The 17,207-nt window shown below is 68.5% G+C and carries 16 protein-coding genes and 1 rRNA gene; 10 read left to right on the top strand and 7 right to left on the bottom strand.

Features of this window, described 5'->3' with window-relative positions; translation table 11 throughout:
* Positions 1–128 precede the first annotated feature (128 nt).
* On the top strand, positions 129–2,648 hold the full coding sequence (locus F9278_RS08885; RefSeq protein WP_152167807.1) for an ABC transporter ATP-binding protein/permease: 2,520 nt from the start codon (positions 129–131) through the stop codon (positions 2,646–2,648).
* A gap of 79 nt (positions 2,649–2,727) precedes the next feature.
* On the opposite strand, the gene F9278_RS08880 is transcribed toward F9278_RS08885, so the two are convergent.
* The 3 genes from F9278_RS08880 to F9278_RS08870 all read right to left on the bottom strand — a co-directional run bounded on the left by F9278_RS08880 (position 2,728) and on the right by F9278_RS08870 (position 5,537).
* Positions 2,728–3,396, bottom strand: coding sequence for a transglycosylase SLT domain-containing protein (locus F9278_RS08880; RefSeq protein ID WP_152167806.1), 669 nt, complete (start codon positions 3,394–3,396; stop codon positions 2,728–2,730).
* A 297-nt stretch (positions 3,397–3,693) separates the two neighbouring features.
* Positions 3,694–4,845, bottom strand: coding sequence for an S-adenosylmethionine:tRNA ribosyltransferase-isomerase (locus F9278_RS08875; RefSeq protein WP_152167805.1), 1,152 nt, complete (start codon positions 4,843–4,845; stop codon positions 3,694–3,696).
* Positions 4,842–5,537, bottom strand: coding sequence for an SDR family NAD(P)-dependent oxidoreductase (locus F9278_RS08870; protein ID WP_152167804.1), 696 nt, complete (start codon positions 5,535–5,537; stop codon positions 4,842–4,844). The genes F9278_RS08875 and F9278_RS08870 overlap by 4 nt, the downstream gene beginning before the upstream one ends.
* A 244-nt stretch (positions 5,538–5,781) precedes the next feature.
* On the opposite strand from F9278_RS08870, the gene F9278_RS08865 reads away from it, so the two are divergent.
* The 4 genes from F9278_RS08865 to F9278_RS08850 all read left to right on the top strand — a co-directional run bounded on the left by F9278_RS08865 (position 5,782) and on the right by F9278_RS08850 (position 8,398).
* Positions 5,782–6,927 carry a GAF domain-containing sensor histidine kinase gene (locus F9278_RS08865; protein ID WP_152167803.1) on the top strand — a complete coding sequence of 382 codons (1,146 nt, stop codon included), beginning with the start codon at positions 5,782–5,784 and terminating at the stop codon, positions 6,925–6,927.
* A complete protein-coding gene (locus tag F9278_RS08860) occupies positions 6,920–7,561 on the top strand; it encodes a response regulator (RefSeq protein WP_152167802.1) in 642 nt (213 codons plus the stop codon). The genes F9278_RS08865 and F9278_RS08860 overlap by 8 nt, the downstream gene beginning before the upstream one ends.
* 157 nt (positions 7,562–7,718) lie before the next feature.
* Positions 7,719–7,967 (top strand): chaplin ChpE, encoded by a 249-nt coding sequence (chpE, locus tag F9278_RS08855; RefSeq protein WP_152167801.1) that lies wholly within the window; start codon positions 7,719–7,721, stop codon positions 7,965–7,967.
* 191 nt (positions 7,968–8,158) lie between these two features.
* Complete coding sequence (locus F9278_RS08850; protein WP_152167800.1) at positions 8,159–8,398, top strand: chaplin family protein; 240 nt, start codon at positions 8,159–8,161, stop codon at positions 8,396–8,398.
* A 205-nt stretch (positions 8,399–8,603) separates the two neighbouring features.
* Here the strand turns inward: F9278_RS08850 and F9278_RS08845 are convergent, their stop codons facing one another.
* Complete coding sequence (locus F9278_RS08845; protein WP_152167799.1) at positions 8,604–9,389, bottom strand: hypothetical protein; 786 nt, start codon at positions 9,387–9,389, stop codon at positions 8,604–8,606.
* 150 nt (positions 9,390–9,539) lie between these two features.
* Here F9278_RS08845 and F9278_RS08840 point away from each other — a divergent pair, with 150 nt between their 5' ends.
* The 3 genes from F9278_RS08840 (at position 9,540) to F9278_RS08830 (ending at position 12,040) form a co-directional block, all read left to right on the top strand.
* Complete coding sequence (locus F9278_RS08840; RefSeq protein ID WP_152167798.1) at positions 9,540–10,331, top strand: ABC transporter ATP-binding protein; 792 nt, start codon at positions 9,540–9,542, stop codon at positions 10,329–10,331.
* Between the two features lie 145 nt (positions 10,332–10,476).
* Entirely contained in the window at positions 10,477–10,908 is a 432-nt protein-coding gene (locus F9278_RS08835) for an NfeD family protein (protein WP_152167797.1), read from the top strand.
* Between the two features lie 184 nt (positions 10,909–11,092).
* Positions 11,093–12,040 (top strand): SPFH domain-containing protein, encoded by a 948-nt coding sequence (locus tag F9278_RS08830; protein ID WP_013004691.1) that lies wholly within the window; start codon positions 11,093–11,095, stop codon positions 12,038–12,040.
* Between the two features lie 162 nt (positions 12,041–12,202).
* Here F9278_RS08830 and F9278_RS08825 read toward each other — a convergent pair whose 3' ends face one another.
* The 3 genes from F9278_RS08825 to F9278_RS08815 all read right to left on the bottom strand — a co-directional run bounded on the left by F9278_RS08825 (position 12,203) and on the right by F9278_RS08815 (position 14,261).
* On the bottom strand, positions 12,203–12,709 hold the full coding sequence (locus F9278_RS08825) for an HNH endonuclease (RefSeq protein WP_152167796.1): 507 nt from the start codon (positions 12,707–12,709) through the stop codon (positions 12,203–12,205).
* A 151-nt stretch (positions 12,710–12,860) separates the two neighbouring features.
* Positions 12,861–13,400: a YbhB/YbcL family Raf kinase inhibitor-like protein gene (locus F9278_RS08820; RefSeq protein ID WP_152167795.1), complete on the bottom strand. Its 540-nt coding sequence runs from the start codon at positions 13,398–13,400 to the stop codon at positions 12,861–12,863.
* Between the two features lie 78 nt (positions 13,401–13,478).
* Positions 13,479–14,261, bottom strand: a complete 783-nt coding sequence (locus F9278_RS08815) for a sporulation protein (RefSeq protein ID WP_152167794.1) — start codon at positions 14,259–14,261, stop codon at positions 13,479–13,481.
* Between the two features lie 142 nt (positions 14,262–14,403).
* Here F9278_RS08815 and F9278_RS08810 point away from each other — a divergent pair, with 142 nt between their 5' ends.
* Positions 14,404–15,045, top strand: coding sequence for a DNA-3-methyladenine glycosylase (locus F9278_RS08810; RefSeq protein WP_152167793.1), 642 nt, complete (start codon positions 14,404–14,406; stop codon positions 15,043–15,045).
* 553 nt (positions 15,046–15,598) lie between these two features.
* A 16S ribosomal RNA gene (locus F9278_RS08800) occupies positions 15,599–17,124 on the top strand.
* Positions 17,125–17,207 lie beyond the last annotated feature (83 nt).

The following is a 17,207-nucleotide window of genomic DNA, read 5'->3' as shown; positions in this document are numbered from 1 at the left end:
GTACGTTCTCTTCACAAGGCCCGACTTTCGGTCAGGGGGTCGAGCCTGAAATAGTTCCCCCCGATGTTCGACATCCCTAGACTCCCTGTGTTGGGGGTAATTCGGGGGACAACTCAGTGGGGCATGGAGTGCCGGAACTCGTACTGGAATTGAACGGACAAACCTGGACGCTCGATCCGTCCAGGGCATATACCCTCGGACGTGATCCGCAGGGGGACATCGTGTTCGACGACGCCAGGGTGTCCTGGCGTCACGCCACGATCAGCTTCGGCGGCCGTAGTTGGGTGATCGAGGACCACGGCAGCACCAACGGCACCTTCGTGCAGGGGCAGCGGATCCACCAGTTGGAGATCGGCCCCGGCTCGGCAGTGCACCTGGGCAACGCGACCGACGGCCCGAGAGTCGGCCTCTCCGGCACCGCCGCGTCCGTCGCACAGCCCCAGCAGCAGCCGTACGCGGCGCAGGGCGCGAGCGCCGGATACGCCGGCCAGCAGGCCCCGCAGCCGCAGGCGCCGCAGGCGGGCTGGCAGCAGCCGCCGGCGGCACAGGTCCCGCAGCAGCAGGGCTTCCCGCAGCAGGGCCCCGGTGGTGGCGCGGGGGCGCCGCCGGTCTACGGCGACCGCAGCCCGACCACGTTCCACCAGCTGGCCCTCGGCCGTGTGATGCGCATCGGCCGTGCCCTGGAGAACGAACTGGTGGTCTCCGACCTCCAGGTCTCGCGCAACCACGCCGAGTTCCACGCGACGCCCGACGGGCGCTTCGAGATCCGTGACCTCGGCTCGCACAACGGCACGTTCGTCAACGGTATGCCGATCGCCAAGGGCGGCACGGCCCTCCTCGGGCCGAACGACATCGTCGGCGTCGGCCACTCGACGTTCCGTATCGTGGGCGACCGCCTCGAAGAGTTCGTCGACACCGGTGACGTCTCCTTCTCCGCCCGCCATCTGACGGTCACCGTCGACGGCGGCAAGCAGATCCTGAAGGACGTCTCCTTCGGTGTCCCGGAGAAGTCGCTCATCGCGGTCATCGGCCCCTCCGGCTCCGGCAAGTCCACCCTGCTGAAGGCGCTCACGGGCTACCGCCCCGCCAACCAGGGCGACGTGCTCTACGACAACCGGAACCTGTACAAGCAGTTCGCCGAGCTGCGGCAGCGCATCGGTCTGGTCCCGCAGGACGACATCCTGCACAAGGAGCTGACCGTCAAGAAGGCCCTCAAGTACGCGGCGAAGCTCCGCTTCCCGGCCGACACCACGGCCGCCGAGCGCGACGCCCGGATCGACGAGGTGCTGCGCGAGCTGAAGCTCGACATCCACAAGGACAAGAAGGTCACCTCGCTCTCCGGCGGCCAGCGCAAGCGCGTCTCGGTCGCCCTGGAGCTGCTGACCAAGCCGTCGCTGATCTTCCTGGACGAGCCGACCTCCGGCCTCGACCCGGGCATGGACCGTGACGTCATGCAGCTGCTGCGCGGTCTCGCCGACGACGGCCGTACGGTCCTGGTGGTCACCCACTCGGTGGCCGAGCTGGCGATCTGCGACAAGCTCCTGGTGATGGCCCCGGGCGGCTCGGTGGCGTACTTCGGTCCGCCCGAGGAGGCGCTGAACTTCTTCGGCTACGACACCTGGGCCGATGTCTTCTCCGCCTTCGAGAACTACCGCGACTACGACTGGGCGGGCCGCTGGAAGGGCTCGCAGCACTACCAGATGTACGCCGCGGACATCGACGCCGTCGCCCCGCAGTCGGTGCACATGCCGCCGCCGCAGGCGATGCGCCCGCCGAAGCCGCAGGGCTGGTTCTCCCAGCTCACCACGCTGGTCCGGCGCTATGTCTCCGTCATCGTCTCCGACAAGGGCTTCCTGGCGCTGACGGTGATCCTGCCGGCCGTCCTCGGCGCGGTGAGCCTGCTCATCGACCCGGACAAGGACCTGCTGGTACGGGGGGTGAACAAGGCCACGGGCCTGCCGATCCCGAACGGCACGGCCACCACGGTGCTGCTGATCCTCGCGGTCGGCGCGTGCTTCGCGGGTGCCGCCAACTCCGTCCGAGAGCTGATCAAGGAACGGGTGATCTACGAGCGGGAGCGGGCCACCGGCCTGTCGCGCTCGGCGTACCTGATGTCCAAGGTGATCGTCCTCGGCGCGGTCACCGTGTTCCAGGGCGCGATGGTCGGCGCGATCGGCTTCTCCAGCCGGACCATCCCGGACGAGAGCCTGATCTTCGGCGACGGCAAGTTCGCCGTGATGCTCGAACTCTCCATCCCGATCATGGGCCTCGGCTTCACGTCCATGATGTTCGGCCTGGTCATCTCCTCGCTGGTGAAGACCGCCGAGAAGACGATGCCGCTGCTGGTCATGTTCGCGATCGTCCAGGTCGTCTTCACCGGCTGCCTCTTCGCGCTGCACGGCAGCCCCGGCGTCAACGAGTTCTCGTACCTGATGCCGTCGCGCTGGGCGGTCGCCGCCGCCGGTGCCACGCTGGACTTCAACAACATCAGCCCGCCGAAGGAGGCAGGCGACACCGACCCGCTGTGGGACCACACGGTCGGCGCCTACAGCCTCGACATGATCGCCCTCGTCGTGCTCGGTGTGATCTGCGGATTCCTCGTGGCCCGCTTCCTGCGCCGCCACGAGCCCGAGGTCATGCGGAAGTGACCGAGGTACACGTGTGAACGAAGGGCGGCACCCGCACCGGGTGCCGCCCTTCCACGTTCTCAGAGGTCCCGCGCGGGCCTCAGTACGCGCTGTTGACGTTGTCGATCGAGCCGTAGCGGTCCGCGGCGTAGTTCGCGGCGGCCGTCAGGTTGGCGACCGGGTCGTACTGGCTCTTCTTCGTGCCCGGGACGTGGTAGGCGTCGAAGGTCGGCTTGATGACCTGCAGCAGACCGATCGACGGGACGCCGTTCTTGGCGTTGATGTCCCAGTTGTTGATGGCGTTCGGGTTGCCCGAGGACTCCCGCATGATGTTCTTGTGCAGGCCGTTGTAGGTGCCCGGGATCTTGTGCTTCTTCATGATGTCGAGCGCCTCGCGGATCCAGCCGTCGAGGTTGTTCGGGTACGACTTCGCGGCGGCCTTGGCGACCTTGGCGCGCTGGGCGGACCGGCTCGCGGCCTCCTTCTTCGCGCGCTCCTGAGCGGCCTTCTTCTTCGCGGCAGCGGCGGCGGCCTTCTTGTCGGCGTCGGCGGCCTGGTTCGTGACGCTCGCCTTCGCGGCCTTGGCCGGGTTCTGGCTGAACGCCGCCGGAGCCGCGGACACGGTCTGTGTGGCGGTCTGAGCCTCGGCCGGCACCAGCGAGAACGCGAGGGCGGCGGCGCCGAAGGCGGCCACTCCGGCGAGCGAGAGCTTGTGGGTCTTGGTCAGCGCGAGACTGTGGCCGGGGTTCTTCTTGGCGTTCTTGGACATGAGTGATGGACCTCTTCGAATAGCGCGGAGGTCGCTCTCGTGCCGTGTGGGGACACTGCTCTTCCAGCACAAACGCCGCGGGGCGACCCGCGGCGTCGAGCGACAGCAGCAATTCTTAGCGGCCGCAAAATCGTGTGGCAAAGGTGTGACGTACGATCCCCGGTAGTTGGAGCGGAAACGGCAAAACAGGACAGACCAACCCGTCTCTCCCGCTCAAACCGCCCTTATCCCTCTCCTAGGCAGGTTCGTACGTGATGCGCGCCCTATGGGCGGGCTCACACGGGGCGGGCCCGCACCTCACGGGCAGTTGCTGCCGCAATGCTCTGTGTGAGGCCCTTTCCCGCGCGGGACCCCCGGCAGGATGAGGTGCACGTCCCCGAACTCGTGCCAGAGATAACGCCCCTCGACCGCCGCCTCGTACGCGCGGTCGATCGCCGCCCGCCCCGCGACCGCCTCCAGCATCAGCAGATGCGAGGCCTCCGGCTCGTGCAGCCCGGTCAGCAGCCCGTCCACCACCCGCACCCCGCGCTCCGGCGTCACCACCAGATCCGTCCAGCCCTCCCGGGCCCGTACGACACCGTCGGCCCCGGTGGCCGACTCCACCGCCCGCACCGCCGTCGTCCCCACGGCGACCACCCGGCCGCCACCTGCCCGCGCCGCGTCGATCAGCCGCGCCGACGCCTCCGGCACCGCGAAGCGCTCCGGATACGGCGGCTCGTGCGCCTCCGCCGACGCCACCCCCGTGTGCAGCGTGACCGGCGCGAACCGCACGCCCCGGCTCACCAGCTCCGCCACCAGCCGCGCCGTGAACGGACGCCCCGCACTCGGCATCTCCGCGCTCCCGGCCCCGTCCCGCGACGGCAGCGCGAACACCGTCTGATACACGGACAACGGCTGGTCCCGCTCCGTGTACGCGTACCGGATGGGCCGCCCGTGCTCCCGGAGCACCTCGGCGAGGGCCGGTGCCTCCGTGACGGCCCGCACTCCGGTGCCGTCCGACGAGGACACCCGGGCCCACCACAGCCGCTCGCCCCGCTCGCTCAGCGGCTCCTCCAGAACGAGCCGTACATCACAGGGGAGCCGCACCTCCGTCCCCACCGGACCGCCCGCACGCGCGCGCGTGGTGCCGCGTCCGTCCGGATCCCGCAGTTCGACGGCCCACCGTCCGTCGTCGCCCCGTGTGGAGAAATGCACCACCACGCGCGCGTGCCCGACCCTCCCGTCCCCGACCGTCCCGTCCACCGCCGCCGACAGCGTCGCCGAGGTGTTGACGACCAGCAGATCCCCCGCTCTCAGGAGCCCCGGCAGTGCCGCGAACGTCTGGTGCGACACCTCCGTCCCCCGCGAGACCAGCAGCCGTACGCCGTCCCGGTCGAGCCCCGGCCCGCGCTGCTCGGCGGGCACGCGCGCGTGCAGCCCCTCCGGCACCCGTACCGTCGCCGTCGTCATCGCCCCTCCAGCAGGGAAGGAGCCCCGTAGCGGCCACTGGCCGGCCGCTCGTCCAGCAGCCGCAGGAAGGCCGGGACCACACTCGCCGGACTCGGCCGCGGATCCTCGTCGTCCGGCACGGCCGCCGCGTACAGGTCCGTGCCCATGTCCCCGGGATCGACGGCCCACACCCGAAGCCCCGGTTCCTCCTCGGCCAGCACCGCCGACAGCTGGTCCAGCGCCGCCTTGGAGGCCCCGTACCCGCCCCACGTCCCGTACGCCTCGGCCGCGGCGTCCGAACTCACACCGATCACCGCGCCCGCCTCCGAGGCCCGCAACAGCGGCAGCGCCTCCTGGACCAGCCCCAGCGCCGCGACCACATTGACCTCCAGGGCCCGCCGCAGCCCGTCCAGGGCCAGCCCCTCCAGCCGGACGAGCGGCTCGGCGCCCAGCGCGCTCGCGTTGTTCACCAGCAGGTCCACCCCGCCCAGCGCCCGCGCCGCCGCCACCAGCTCCGCCCGGTGCCCGGCGTCCGTGACATCCCCCGGCAGGGCCTCCACCCGCGTCCCGTACGCCGCCAGCTCCGCCGCCGTCTCCTTCAGGACCCCGGCGGTCCTGGCGTCCAGCACCAGATCCCACCCGCGCTCCGCCAGCGCCGCGCCGAGTGCCCGGCCCAGCCCTTTCGACGCCCCCGTGATGATCGCTACCGGCATGACAACCGTCCCCTCGTCCTGGCCCGCCTCCCGAACCGGTCGGCGGTGATCCCAACGTAGGAACCGGACGGCCCCCACCGCCTCGTACGCGGGCCGCAGATCACCGGGGCACTTCGCCCTAGGACGGCGGGCCGACCCACGGGACCTAGGTCCGGTCGTAGGCCCACGGCCTAGGTCCGAGGACCCCGGCGAGGCCTCCGGCGGTCCGATCCGCCGTGTCGGACCCCGCCGGTACGGTGAGGTCATGAGTCAAGGTCCACGGTCCGGCCTCGCCGCGGTGAGCAGCGCGTTGCTGGCCATGAGCAGACACCTGGAGGTACGCGACGTCCTCAAGACGATCGTCGCCTCCGCGCGTGAGCTGCTCGACGCGGAGTACGCCGCGCTCGGCGTCCCCGACGACCACGGCGGCTTCGCCCAGTTCGTCGTCGACGGCGTCAGCGACGCCCAGTGGAAGGCCATCGGCCCCCTCCCGCGCCAGCACGGCATCCTCGCCGCGATGCTCCACGAGGCCACCCCCGAGCGCCTGGCCGATGTCCGCGAGGACCCCCGCTTCGAGGGCTGGCCCAGCGCCCACCCCGACCTGATCGACTTCCTGGGCCTGCCCATCCGCGACGGCGACGAGGTCATCGGCGCCCTCTTCCTCGCCAACAAGCGCTGCCCCAGGCCCGAGGGCGGCTGCGGCTTCACCGGCGAGGACGAGGAACTGCTGTCGATCCTCGCCCAGCACGCCGCCATCGCCCTGACCAACGCCCGCCTCTACGAACGCAGCCGCGAGCTGACCATCGCCGAGGAGCGCTCCCGGCTCGCCCACGAGCTCCACGACGCCGTCAGCCAGAAGCTGTTCTCCCTGCGCCTGACCGCCCAGGCCGCCGCTGCCCTCGTCGACCGCGACCCCACGCGCGCGAAGGGCGAACTGCAGCACGTGGCCGCCCTCGCCGCCGAGGCCGCGGACGAACTGCGCGCCGCCGTCGTCGAGTTGCGCCCCGCCGGACTCGACGAGGACGGCCTGGTCGCCACCCTGCGCACCCAGGTCCACGTCCTGGACCGCGCCCACAGCGCCCGGGTCACCTTCTCCGGCCGCGGCGCCCGCGCGCTGCCCGCCGCCCAGGAGGAGGCCATGCTGCGCGTCGCCCAGGAGGCCCTGCACAACGCCCTGCGGCACTCGGGCGCCGAGCGGGTCGACGTCACCCTCGACCGGCACGGTGGCGGGGCCGTCCTGCGGGTCGCGGACGACGGCACCGGCTTCGACACCCAGGCCGTACGCCGCGCCGGACGCCACCTGGGCCTGGTCTCCATGCGCGACCGGGCCAGCGGGGTCGGCGGCCGGCTGAGCGTGGAATCGGCGCCCGGAAAGGGCACCACGATCGAGATGGAGGTCCCCGGTGGCTGACGCAATCAAGGTGCTGCTCGTCGACGACCACCAGGTGGTCCGCCGCGGTCTGCGTACCTTCCTGGAGGTGCAGGACGACATCGAGGTCGTGGGAGAGGCCGCCGACGGAGCCGAGGGAGTCGCCCGCGCCGAGGAACTGCGGCCCGACGTCGTCCTCATGGACGTCAAGATGCCCGGCATGGACGGCGTCGAGGCCCTCCGGAAACTCCGCGAACTGGCCAACCCCGCGCGCGTGCTCATCGTCACCAGCTTCACCGAGCAGCGCACGGTCGTCCCCGCCCTGCGCGCCGGCGCCGCCGGGTACGTCTACAAGGACGTGGACCCCGACGCGCTGGCCGGCGCCATCCGTTCGGTGCACGCCGGCCACATCCTCCTCCAACCGGAGGTCGCCGACGCCCTGCTGTCCCAGGAGGAAGTCAACTCCGGTCAGGGCAGAGGCGGTTCACTCACCGAGCGGGAGCGCGAGGTGCTCGGTCTGATCGCCGACGGCCGCTCCAACCGAGAGATCGCCCGCGCACTCGTCCTCTCCGAGAAGACGGTGAAGACCCATGTCTCGAACATCCTGATGAAGCTCGACCTGGCGGACCGGACACAGGCCGCGCTGTGGGCGGTACGCCATGGTGTGGCCGGATGACGTGCTGATTGTCCGGCAACACGGAGGGTTCCACTCCGGGCTGAGATTCATACTGTCGGGTGTATGTCCCCCGGGCGGCGCATCCTGCCGGGACCGCCCGCGTTCTTCAGTGCGTGCTGCGTGCGACCGCCGCAGTGACCGCAAGGAAGGGCTCAAAGTGAAGAACCTGAAGAAGGCCGCCGCTGTCACGATGGTGGCCGGTGGCCTCGTCGCCGCCGGTGCCGGCATGGCCTCCGCCTCCGACGGCGGCGCGCACGCCGACGGCAAGGCGATCGGTTCGCCGGGCGTCGTCTCGGGCAACGTCATCCAGGCCCCCGTCAACATCCCCGTGAACGTGGTCGGCAACAGCGTGAACGTCATCGGCGTCCTGAACCCGGCCTTCGGCAACCTGGGTGTCAACCACTGACGTTCCCGCCCCGGAGCACCAGTGACCACCGGCCTCCCAGGCGCCCCTGGGAGGCCGGTCAGGTTGTCACCCCAATGCGCCGAACAGGCAGTTCCCGTCGTTCGTCCGTGCCACCCTGTGACCGCCCCGCGTTGATCAGCGCACGGCCCGCGGGCGGGCCGGACACGTACGACGCTGGAGGAACGCAGCTCATGAACTTCGCCAAGAAGGCCGCCCTGACCGTCACCGCCGCCGGGCTCGCCGCGGGCGCCTCGTCCGGCGCTGCCGTCGCCGACTCGTCCGCCGACAGCGCCGCCGTGCACTCCCCGGGCGTCGGCTCCGGCCTCGACGTCCAGGTCCCCGTCAACGTCCCGGTCACGGTCACCGGCCTCAGCGCCAACCTCATCGCGGCCCTCAACCCGACCTTCGGCAACATCTCGGCCAACCACTGAGCCGAGCCGCGCCGCGCTCAAAGGCCCCGCGACCTCCCCGGGTTCGCGGGGCCTTCGGCTGCCCGTTCAGACTGCGCCCACCCGTGCCGCTGGGGCGGCACGGGTGGGCGCAGCGGCATCTCGTGAGCGCCGAGTCGCGCAGCCGACCCCCGCCCAGCCACAGCCCCCGGGCACCGCACCATCGCCCGCCCACGACCGCGCCGTACTACCGCCCCCGCTCCCGCTCCTCCACGAACGCGTTGTACGCCGCCACCTGAGCCCGCCGAGCCGTCCGCTCCACCGGCCGCAGCGCCCCCGCCCGCGAGGCCATCTCCGAGGCGCTCACGGCCCCGCCGTCCCCGTTCTCGAACGCCACCGAGATCAGCAACCCCACCCGCTGCGCCAGCTCCAGCACCCGTACCGCACGCGGCGGATACCCGGGCGCCAACACCTCCCGCCCCCGCTCGGCCCGCGCCCGATACGCGTCGATCGCCGCCTCGGCCACCGGCCCCGACGCCGCGACGTCCAGCCGGGCCAACACCTCCGTAGCCTCCCGCAAGGCCTCCGCCAACTCCCGCTCGGCCTCCCCGAGGGACGGCACATCGGCGGGCGGCGCCTCCCGCGCCTCCAGGCAGTGCCAGACGACCTCCACGTGCTCGTCGCCCGCGGGGCCGACCGCGTACACCTCCGGCACGAGCCCCAGCGCACCCCCGTGGCAGACGACGGCCTCCTCCGCCTCCAGCGCCCGCTTGTTGAACTCCGGCGGCCCGCTCAGCCCCAGCGGATGCCCCGCCGCGGGCAGCGCGACCCGCAGCCCGGTCACCCCGAGGGCCCGCAACCGCCCCAGCGCCAGCGTCAGCCCGACGGGCGCCGACTCCCCGGGCAACCCCTCGACCCGATGCACCGAGTCCTCCCCGACGATCGCGAGCACCGCGTCATCCGGTGAGACAAGTCCGGCAAGAAGGGCATTTCCCCATGAGGCGAGGCGCCCTGAACGTGGTTCCGAAAGCATGCCCCCACCCTAAGGACCGACCGAGGGGATGGACGGCCCGACCGGTGGCGTAGATTTCCCTGAGGGCTGCGCCCACCCGGCGGTGGCTCCGACCACAGGCGTACGCGACAGCCGAGACAGGCCGACACTGCAAGGGGAGACAGCGCGCTCATGAGCGATGTTCTGGAGCTGGAGGACGTATCCGTGGTCCGCGAGGGCCGGGCTCTGGTGGACCAGGTCTCCTGGTCGGTCAAGGAGGGCGAGCGCTGGGCCATCCTCGGCCCGAACGGCGCCGGCAAGACCACCCTCCTCAACATCGCGTCCAGCTACCTGTACCCCAGCAAGGGCACCGCCACGATCCTCGGCGACACCCTCGGCAAGGTCGACGTCTTCGAACTGCGCCCCCGTATCGGCATGGCCGGCATCGCCATGGCGGAGAAGCTCCCCAGGCGCCAGACCGTCCTGGAGACCGTGCTGACGGCCGCGTACGGCATGACGGCCACCTGGAACGAGGACTACGAGGAGATCGACGAGCTGCGCGCCCGCGCCTTCCTCGACCGTCTCGGCATGACCGACTACGTCGACCGCAAGTTCGGCACCCTCTCCGAGGGCGAGCGCAAGCGCACCCTGATCGCCCGCGCCCTGATGGCCGACCCCGAGCTGCTGCTCCTCGACGAGCCCGCCGCCGGCCTCGACCTCGGCGGTCGCGAGGACCTGGTACGCCGGCTCGGCCGCCTCGCCCGCGACCCGATCGCCCCCTCCATGATCATGGTCACGCACCATGTCGAGGAGATCCCCCCGGGCTTCACCCACGTCCTGATGATCCGTCAGGGCAAGGTCCTCGCCGCGGGCCCGCTGGAGCTGGAGCTGACCTCCCGCAACCTCTCCCTCTGCTTCGGACTCCCGCTCGTCGTCGAGCAGATGGGCGAGCGCTGGACCGCCCACGGCCTGCCGCTCACCTGACCTCCAAGTTCTCCCGATCTTCCGCAACTCGGGCGCCCCGGGACCACAACAGAGCCCGGGAGCACCCGACTTGGGAGCCCTCTGTACGCGATCTTTGACCGTGCGCTCTGTTCGGCGGGCGGATCGCGGTTCTACCATGGCCGTTGTGGACAGCATCGACGCATGGGTGTGGTGGCTGATCGGCGCGGCCGGGCTCGGGATCGCCCTCGTCGTGACCGCGATGCCCGAGTTGGGCATGCTCGCCCTGGGCGCCGTCGCCGGCGCCGTGGTCGCGGGGCTGGGCGGGGGAGTCGTACTCCAGGTCGTCGTCTTCGCGATCGTCTCCGTCGCGCTCATCGCCGTCGTCCGGCCCATCGCGGCCCGGCACAGATCCCAACGGCCCCAACTGGCCACCGGCATCGACGCGTTGAAGGGCAAACACGCCGTCGTCCTGGAACGCGTCGACGGCTCGGGCGGCCGTATCAAGCTCGGCGGCGAGATCTGGTCCGCCCGCGCGCTGGACAGCGGCCAGGCCTACGAGGTGGGTCAGGAAGTGGACGTCGTGGAGATCGAGGGAGCCACCGCGATCGTCATGTGACCTCGTACGACGTGGTCACGAGGCGGTGACGCTATGACCTGAACGACCCCCCTGGCAGGCGGTGTTCTGCCAGACTCGACCACAAGATCTTCAACATCTCAACGGCCTCGACAGGCATAAGATCTTGAAGACTTTCAAGATCTTCAGGAAGCGCCACGGCGGAGAAGGGCTCGGGGAGCACACGATGGAACCGATCATCATCGTCCTGATCATTCTGGTGGTGTTGGTCTTCATCGCCCTGATCAAGACCATCCAGGTGATTCCACAGGCCAGCGCGGCCATCGTCGAGCGGTTCGGCCGCTACACGCGCACGCTCAACGCGGGCCTCAACATCGTCGTCCCGTTCATCGACTCGATCCGCAACCGCATCGACCTGCGCGAACAGGTCGTGCCGTTCCCGCCGCAGCCGGTGATCACCCAGGACAACCTGGTCGTGAACATCGACACGGTCATCTACTACCAGGTCACCGACGCCCGCGCGGCCACCTACGAGGTCGCCAGCTACATCCAGGCGATCGAGCAGCTCACCGTCACCACCCTGCGCAACATCATCGGTGGCATGGACCTGGAGCGGACCCTGACCTCCCGCGAGGAGATCAACGCGGCCCTGCGCGGCGTCCTCGACGAGGCCACCGGCAAGTGGGGCATCCGCGTCAACCGCGTCGAGCTGAAGGCGATCGAGCCGCCCACCTCCATCCAGGACTCGATGGAGAAGCAGATGCGCGCCGACCGTGACAAGCGCGCCGCGATCCTCACCGCCGAAGGTACGCGCCAGGCGGCCATCCTCACCGCCGAGGGCGAGAAGCAGTCCCAGATCCTCCGCGCCGAGGGTGAGGCCAAGGCCGCCGCCCTGCGCGCCGAGGGCGAGGCCCAGGCCGTCCGTACGGTCTTCGAGGCCATCCACGCCGGAGACCCGGACCAGAAGCTCCTCTCCTACCAGTACCTCCAGATGCTCCCGAAGATCGCCGAGGGCGACGCCAACAAGCTCTGGATCGTCCCCAGCGAGATCGGCGACGCCCTCAAGGGCCTCTCCGGTGCCATGGGCAACTTCGGCAACCTCGGCGGCGGCCCGTCCGTCCCCCGCCCCACCGACGGCAACGGCGACCGCCGAGAGAAGCCGGCGATCGACTAGGACACACGACATCGGGCCCACCCTCGAAGAAGAGGGTGGGCCCGATGTCTTTGGTCTTTTGGCTTTTAGGGGCGCGGGGGACTGCGCGACAAGCCACGACGCACCCGCGGTCCGCAAATGACAGAGGCCACGACGGCGCTCAACGGCCTTCCCGGCGGAGCCCTACGCGGCCCCCTGCGACAGCCACCCCGGAAGCGCGTCGAAGTCATCGTGTCCCAGGGACAGCAGCATCGCATCGGCCGGAGTAGGCTCGAACGGCTGCCGCAACAACGGCATCCCCGCCTGCTCCGGAGTCCGGTCAGCCTTACGGTGGTTGTCCTCGGCGCAGGAAGCCACCGTGTTCAGCCAGGTGTCCCCACCGCCCCGCGACCGCGGCACCACGTGGTCCACGGTCGTCGCCCGACGACCGCAGTAGGCGCACCTGTGCCTGTCCCGTACCAGAACACCCCGCCTCGACCACGGCGCTTGTCTTCGGAACGGCACCCGTACGTACCTGCAGAGCCTGATCACCCGGGGCGCCGGTATGTCGACCGCGGCTCCGCGCATGCGCAGTTCGGGGTGGGTCTGCTCGACGACGGCCTTGTCCTGCAGTACCAGCACGACGGCTCGGTTGAGCGTGACCGTCGACAGCGGCTCGAAGCTCGCGTTCAGTACCAGCGTGTCCCGCATTCCAGCCCACCTCCTGTGCCAGCCCACCCCCCGGCGGGCTTGGATCAACTCTGGCCGGGCACGACGAGATGGACAACGCAATAAAAAATGCCCGTCTCTGATCACTTCCAAGACCAGAGACGGGCAAACGTTCAATGAACGTCCGGCTTCGTTACTTTTCCGCCACGGCGGCGTACTCACCGAGGAGTTGAGCGCGCCCCAGCGTGTGGAACCGCAGGTTGAAGCCGACCACGGCGGGCGAGGCGTCCGCGTCAGGACCGAGCTTCTCCTGATCCACCGCGTACACCGTGAACACATACCGGTGCGCCGGATCCCCCGGCGGCGGCGCGGCCCCGCCGAAGTCCTTCGTCCCGTAGTCGTTGCGCGCCTGGACGGCGCCCTCGGGCAGTCCCTCGAACTTCCCCGACCCCGCACCCGTCGGCAACTCCGTCACCGACACCGGGATGTCGAACACGACCCAGTGCCAGAACCCGCTGCCCGTGGGGGCGTCCGGGTCGTAGCAGGTCACGGCGAAACTCTTGGTCTCCGGCGGGAAGCCCTCCCAGCGCAGCTGCGGCGAGGTGTTCCCCTCCGCGTAGACCTGAGCGTCCTTGAGCGTCGCACCGGCCTCGACATCCTCGCTCGCGACCGTGAAGGACGGCACGACCGGGTGGAAATCGTGGGGGAGCGGCGGCCTCTTCGGCTCGGTCACCTCGGTACCTCCTGATGGATCCGGGGTAGGTGTGGTTCCAGTTGTGTCGAGCAGCCAGTTGTGTCGAGCGGGTCGAGCCTAGAACCAACTGCGCTTGCTGCCGACCTCCGAAAGCCACTGGTTCAGGTACGCCGCCCAGTCCGTCCCCTGGTAGTCGTGCAGCCCCACCTTGAACGAGCGGAACGAGTCGCTGCCCTCGCTGAACAGACCCGGCTTCTTGTCCATCTCCAGCACGACGTCCATCTCGCGCTCGTCGGCGACGAAGCTCAACTCGACCTGGTTCAGGCCGTGGTACTGCTGCGGCGGGTAGAACTCGATCTCCTGGTAGAACGGCAGCTTCTGTCGCGTCCCCCGGATGTGACCGCGCTCCAGGTCCGCGTTCTTGAAGCGGAAGCCCAGCTGGATGAAGGCGTCCAGGAGGGCCTGCTGCGCCGGCAGCGGGTGCACGTTGATCGGATCCAGGTCACCGGAGTCCACCGCGCGCGCGATCTCCAGCTCGGTGGTCACACCGATGTTCATGCCCGGCAGTGTCTGCCCCTGGATGGTGGTGACCGGCGTCTCCCACGGGATCTCCAGCCCGAAGGGCACCACATGCACCGCCCCGGCCTTCAGCTCGAAGGCACCACCGAGCCGCTGCTTGGTGAACTCGATGTCCTGCTTGTACTCCGCGTCCTGGCCCTCGACCTCGACCTTGGCCTGGAGACCGACGGACAGCCCCTCGATCTGCTGGTCCACGGAACCGCCCTGGATCCGCACCTCACCCTGGACGACACCACCCGGGACGACATTGACCTCGGTCAACACCGTCTCGACCGAAGCGCCACCGGCCCCCAGGCTCGCGAGCAGCCGCTTGAACCCCATGTCTGTTCCTCCCGTCAGGCAACGCCTGCGTATATATCTGCGTGGTTCCGTGTTCGTGCCTTGTGTGGCGTGGACCCTGATCCCTACAAACGCAGTCCGACGGCCGCTGGTTCCGCACCCGTCTGGACTACGCTCGTACGCCATGATCGCGAGCCCCGACCGTACGCCCCTCGCCCGTGAGTTCTTCGACCGCCCCGTACTGGAGGTGGCCCCGGACCTCCTGGGACGCGTCCTCGTACGCTCCTGCCCGGAAGGGCCGATCGAACTCCGCATCACGGAGGTCGAGGCATACGACGGTGCGAACGACCCCGGCTCCCACGCCTATCGGGGACGCACCGCCCGCAACAGCGTGATGTTCGGTCCGCCCGGACATGTGTACGTCTACTTCACCTACGGCATGTGGCACTGCATGAACCTGGTCTGCGGACCGGAGGGCCGGGCGAGCGCGGTTCTGCTGCGGGCCGGCGAGATCACCGAAGGCGCCGACCTCGCCCGCAAACGTCGAATCTCGGCCCGAAATGACAAAGAACTGGCCAAAGGCCCCGCCCGCCTGGCCACGGCCCTGGACGTGGACCGAGCCCTCGACGGCACGGACGCCTGCGCCTGCGACACCCCGCCCCTGACGGTCCTGCCCGGCACCCCCGTCAGCGCTGACCAGGTACTCAACGGCCCCCGCACCGGCGTCTCGGGCGACGGTGGCGTCCACCCCTGGCGCTACTGGATCGCCAACGACCCGACGGTGAGCCCGTATCGGGCCCACGTCCCCCGCCGGCGCTCAACTTGACTCGCTCCTGGGCGATCCGTAACGTAGCCCGAGCCGCTTGAACCGGTTACGGCGATCAGCCAGCAGCCGAGAGCGGCCAACCCACTACCTACGACATCCCCTCGGCGGGGGCGAATTAGGCATGCCCTGATTCCAGCCCGCAGCACTCAATTATGAGTTGCCGAGGGAATCGGCTAACGTAGTGAATGTCGAAAGGCCGCAAGGGAAACCGAGAGGCCAATAGACAGCCGAAAGGCAAAACCCCCGACAGGGAATCGGACCGGAAAACGATCTGATAGAGTCGGAAACGCAAGACAGCAACACAGCAGGACCGAAGGGAAACTGCCCGGAGGAAAGCCTGAGTAACAACTTGGGTGAGTACGAAGGAAGCGTCCGTTCCTTGAGAACTCAACAGCGTGCCAAAAATCAACGCCAGATATGTTGATACCCCGTCTCCAGCTTCTGCTGGGACGAGGTTCCTTTGAAGAAAACACAGCGAGGACGCTGTGAACCATCGGATCATTCCTCCGGTGGTTCCGCTCTCGTGATGTGTGCACCCGATTACGGGTAAACATTCACGGAGAGTTTGATCCTGGCTCAGGACGAACGCTGGCGGCGTGCTTAACACATGCAAGTCGAACGATGAACCACTTCGGTGGGGATTAGTGGCGAACGGGTGAGTAACACGTGGGCAATCTGCCCTTCACTCTGGGACAAGCCCTGGAAACGGGGTCTAATACCGGATAATACTTTCTGCCTCCTGGCAGGGAGTTGAAAGCTCCGGCGGTGAAGGATGAGCCCGCGGCCTATCAGCTTGTTGGTGAGGTAACGGCTCACCAAGGCGACGACGGGTAGCCGGCCTGAGAGGGCGACCGGCCACACTGGGACTGAGACACGGCCCAGACTCCTACGGGAGGCAGCAGTGGGGAATATTGCACAATGGGCGAAAGCCTGATGCAGCGACGCCGCGTGAGGGATGACGGCCTTCGGGTTGTAAACCTCTTTCAGCAGGGAAGAAGCGAAAGTGACGGTACCTGCAGAAGAAGCGCCGGCTAACTACGTGCCAGCAGCCGCGGTAATACGTAGGGCGCGAGCGTTGTCCGGAATTATTGGGCGTAAAGAGCTCGTAGGCGGTCTGTCGCGTCGGATGTGAAAGCCCGGGGCTTAACCCCGGGTCTGCATTCGATACGGGCAGACTAGAGTGTGGTAGGGGAGATCGGAATTCCTGGTGTAGCGGTGAAATGCGCAGATATCAGGAGGAACACCGGTGGCGAAGGCGGATCTCTGGGCCATTACTGACGCTGAGGAGCGAAAGCGTGGGGAGCGAACAGGATTAGATACCCTGGTAGTCCACGCCGTAAACGGTGGGAACTAGGTGTTGGCGACATTCCACGTCGTCGGTGCCGCAGCTAACGCATTAAGTTCCCCGCCTGGGGAGTACGGCCGCAAGGCTAAAACTCAAAGGAATTGACGGGGGCCCGCACAAGCAGCGGAGCATGTGGCTTAATTCGACGCAACGCGAAGAACCTTACCAAGGCTTGACATACACCGGAAACGGCCAGAGATGGTCGCCCCCTTGTGGTCGGTGTACAGGTGGTGCATGGCTGTCGTCAGCTCGTGTCGTGAGATGTTGGGTTAAGTCCCGCAACGAGCGCAACCCTTGTTCTGTGTTGCCAGCATGCCCTTCGGGGTGATGGGGACTCACAGGAGACTGCCGGGGTCAACTCGGAGGAAGGTGGGGACGACGTCAAGTCATCATGCCCCTTATGTCTTGGGCTGCACACGTGCTACAATGGCAGGTACAATGAGCTGCGAAGCCGTGAGGCGGAGCGAATCTCAAAAAGCCTGTCTCAGTTCGGATTGGGGTCTGCAACTCGACCCCATGAAGTCGGAGTTGCTAGTAATCGCAGATCAGCATTGCTGCGGTGAATACGTTCCCGGGCCTTGTACACACCGCCCGTCACGTCACGAAAGTCGGTAACACCCGAAGCCGGTGGCCCAACCCCTTGTGGGAGGGAGCTGTCGAAGGTGGGACTGGCGATTGGGACGAAGTCGTAACAAGGTAGCCGTACCGGAAGGTGCGGCTGGATCACCTCCTTTCTAAGGAGCACTTCTCACCGATCCCTCCGGGGTGAGGTCAGAGGCCAGTTCATCAGCGAACGTCTGATGCTGGTTGCTCATGG

Origin of the sequence: Streptomyces phaeolivaceus, from assembly GCF_009184865.1 — a bacterium.
Lineage (GTDB): Bacteria > Actinomycetota > Actinomycetes > Streptomycetales > Streptomycetaceae > Streptomyces > Streptomyces phaeolivaceus.
Note: the sequence above shows the minus strand (reverse complement) of the source record. Positions and strands in the feature narration are given on the sequence as shown.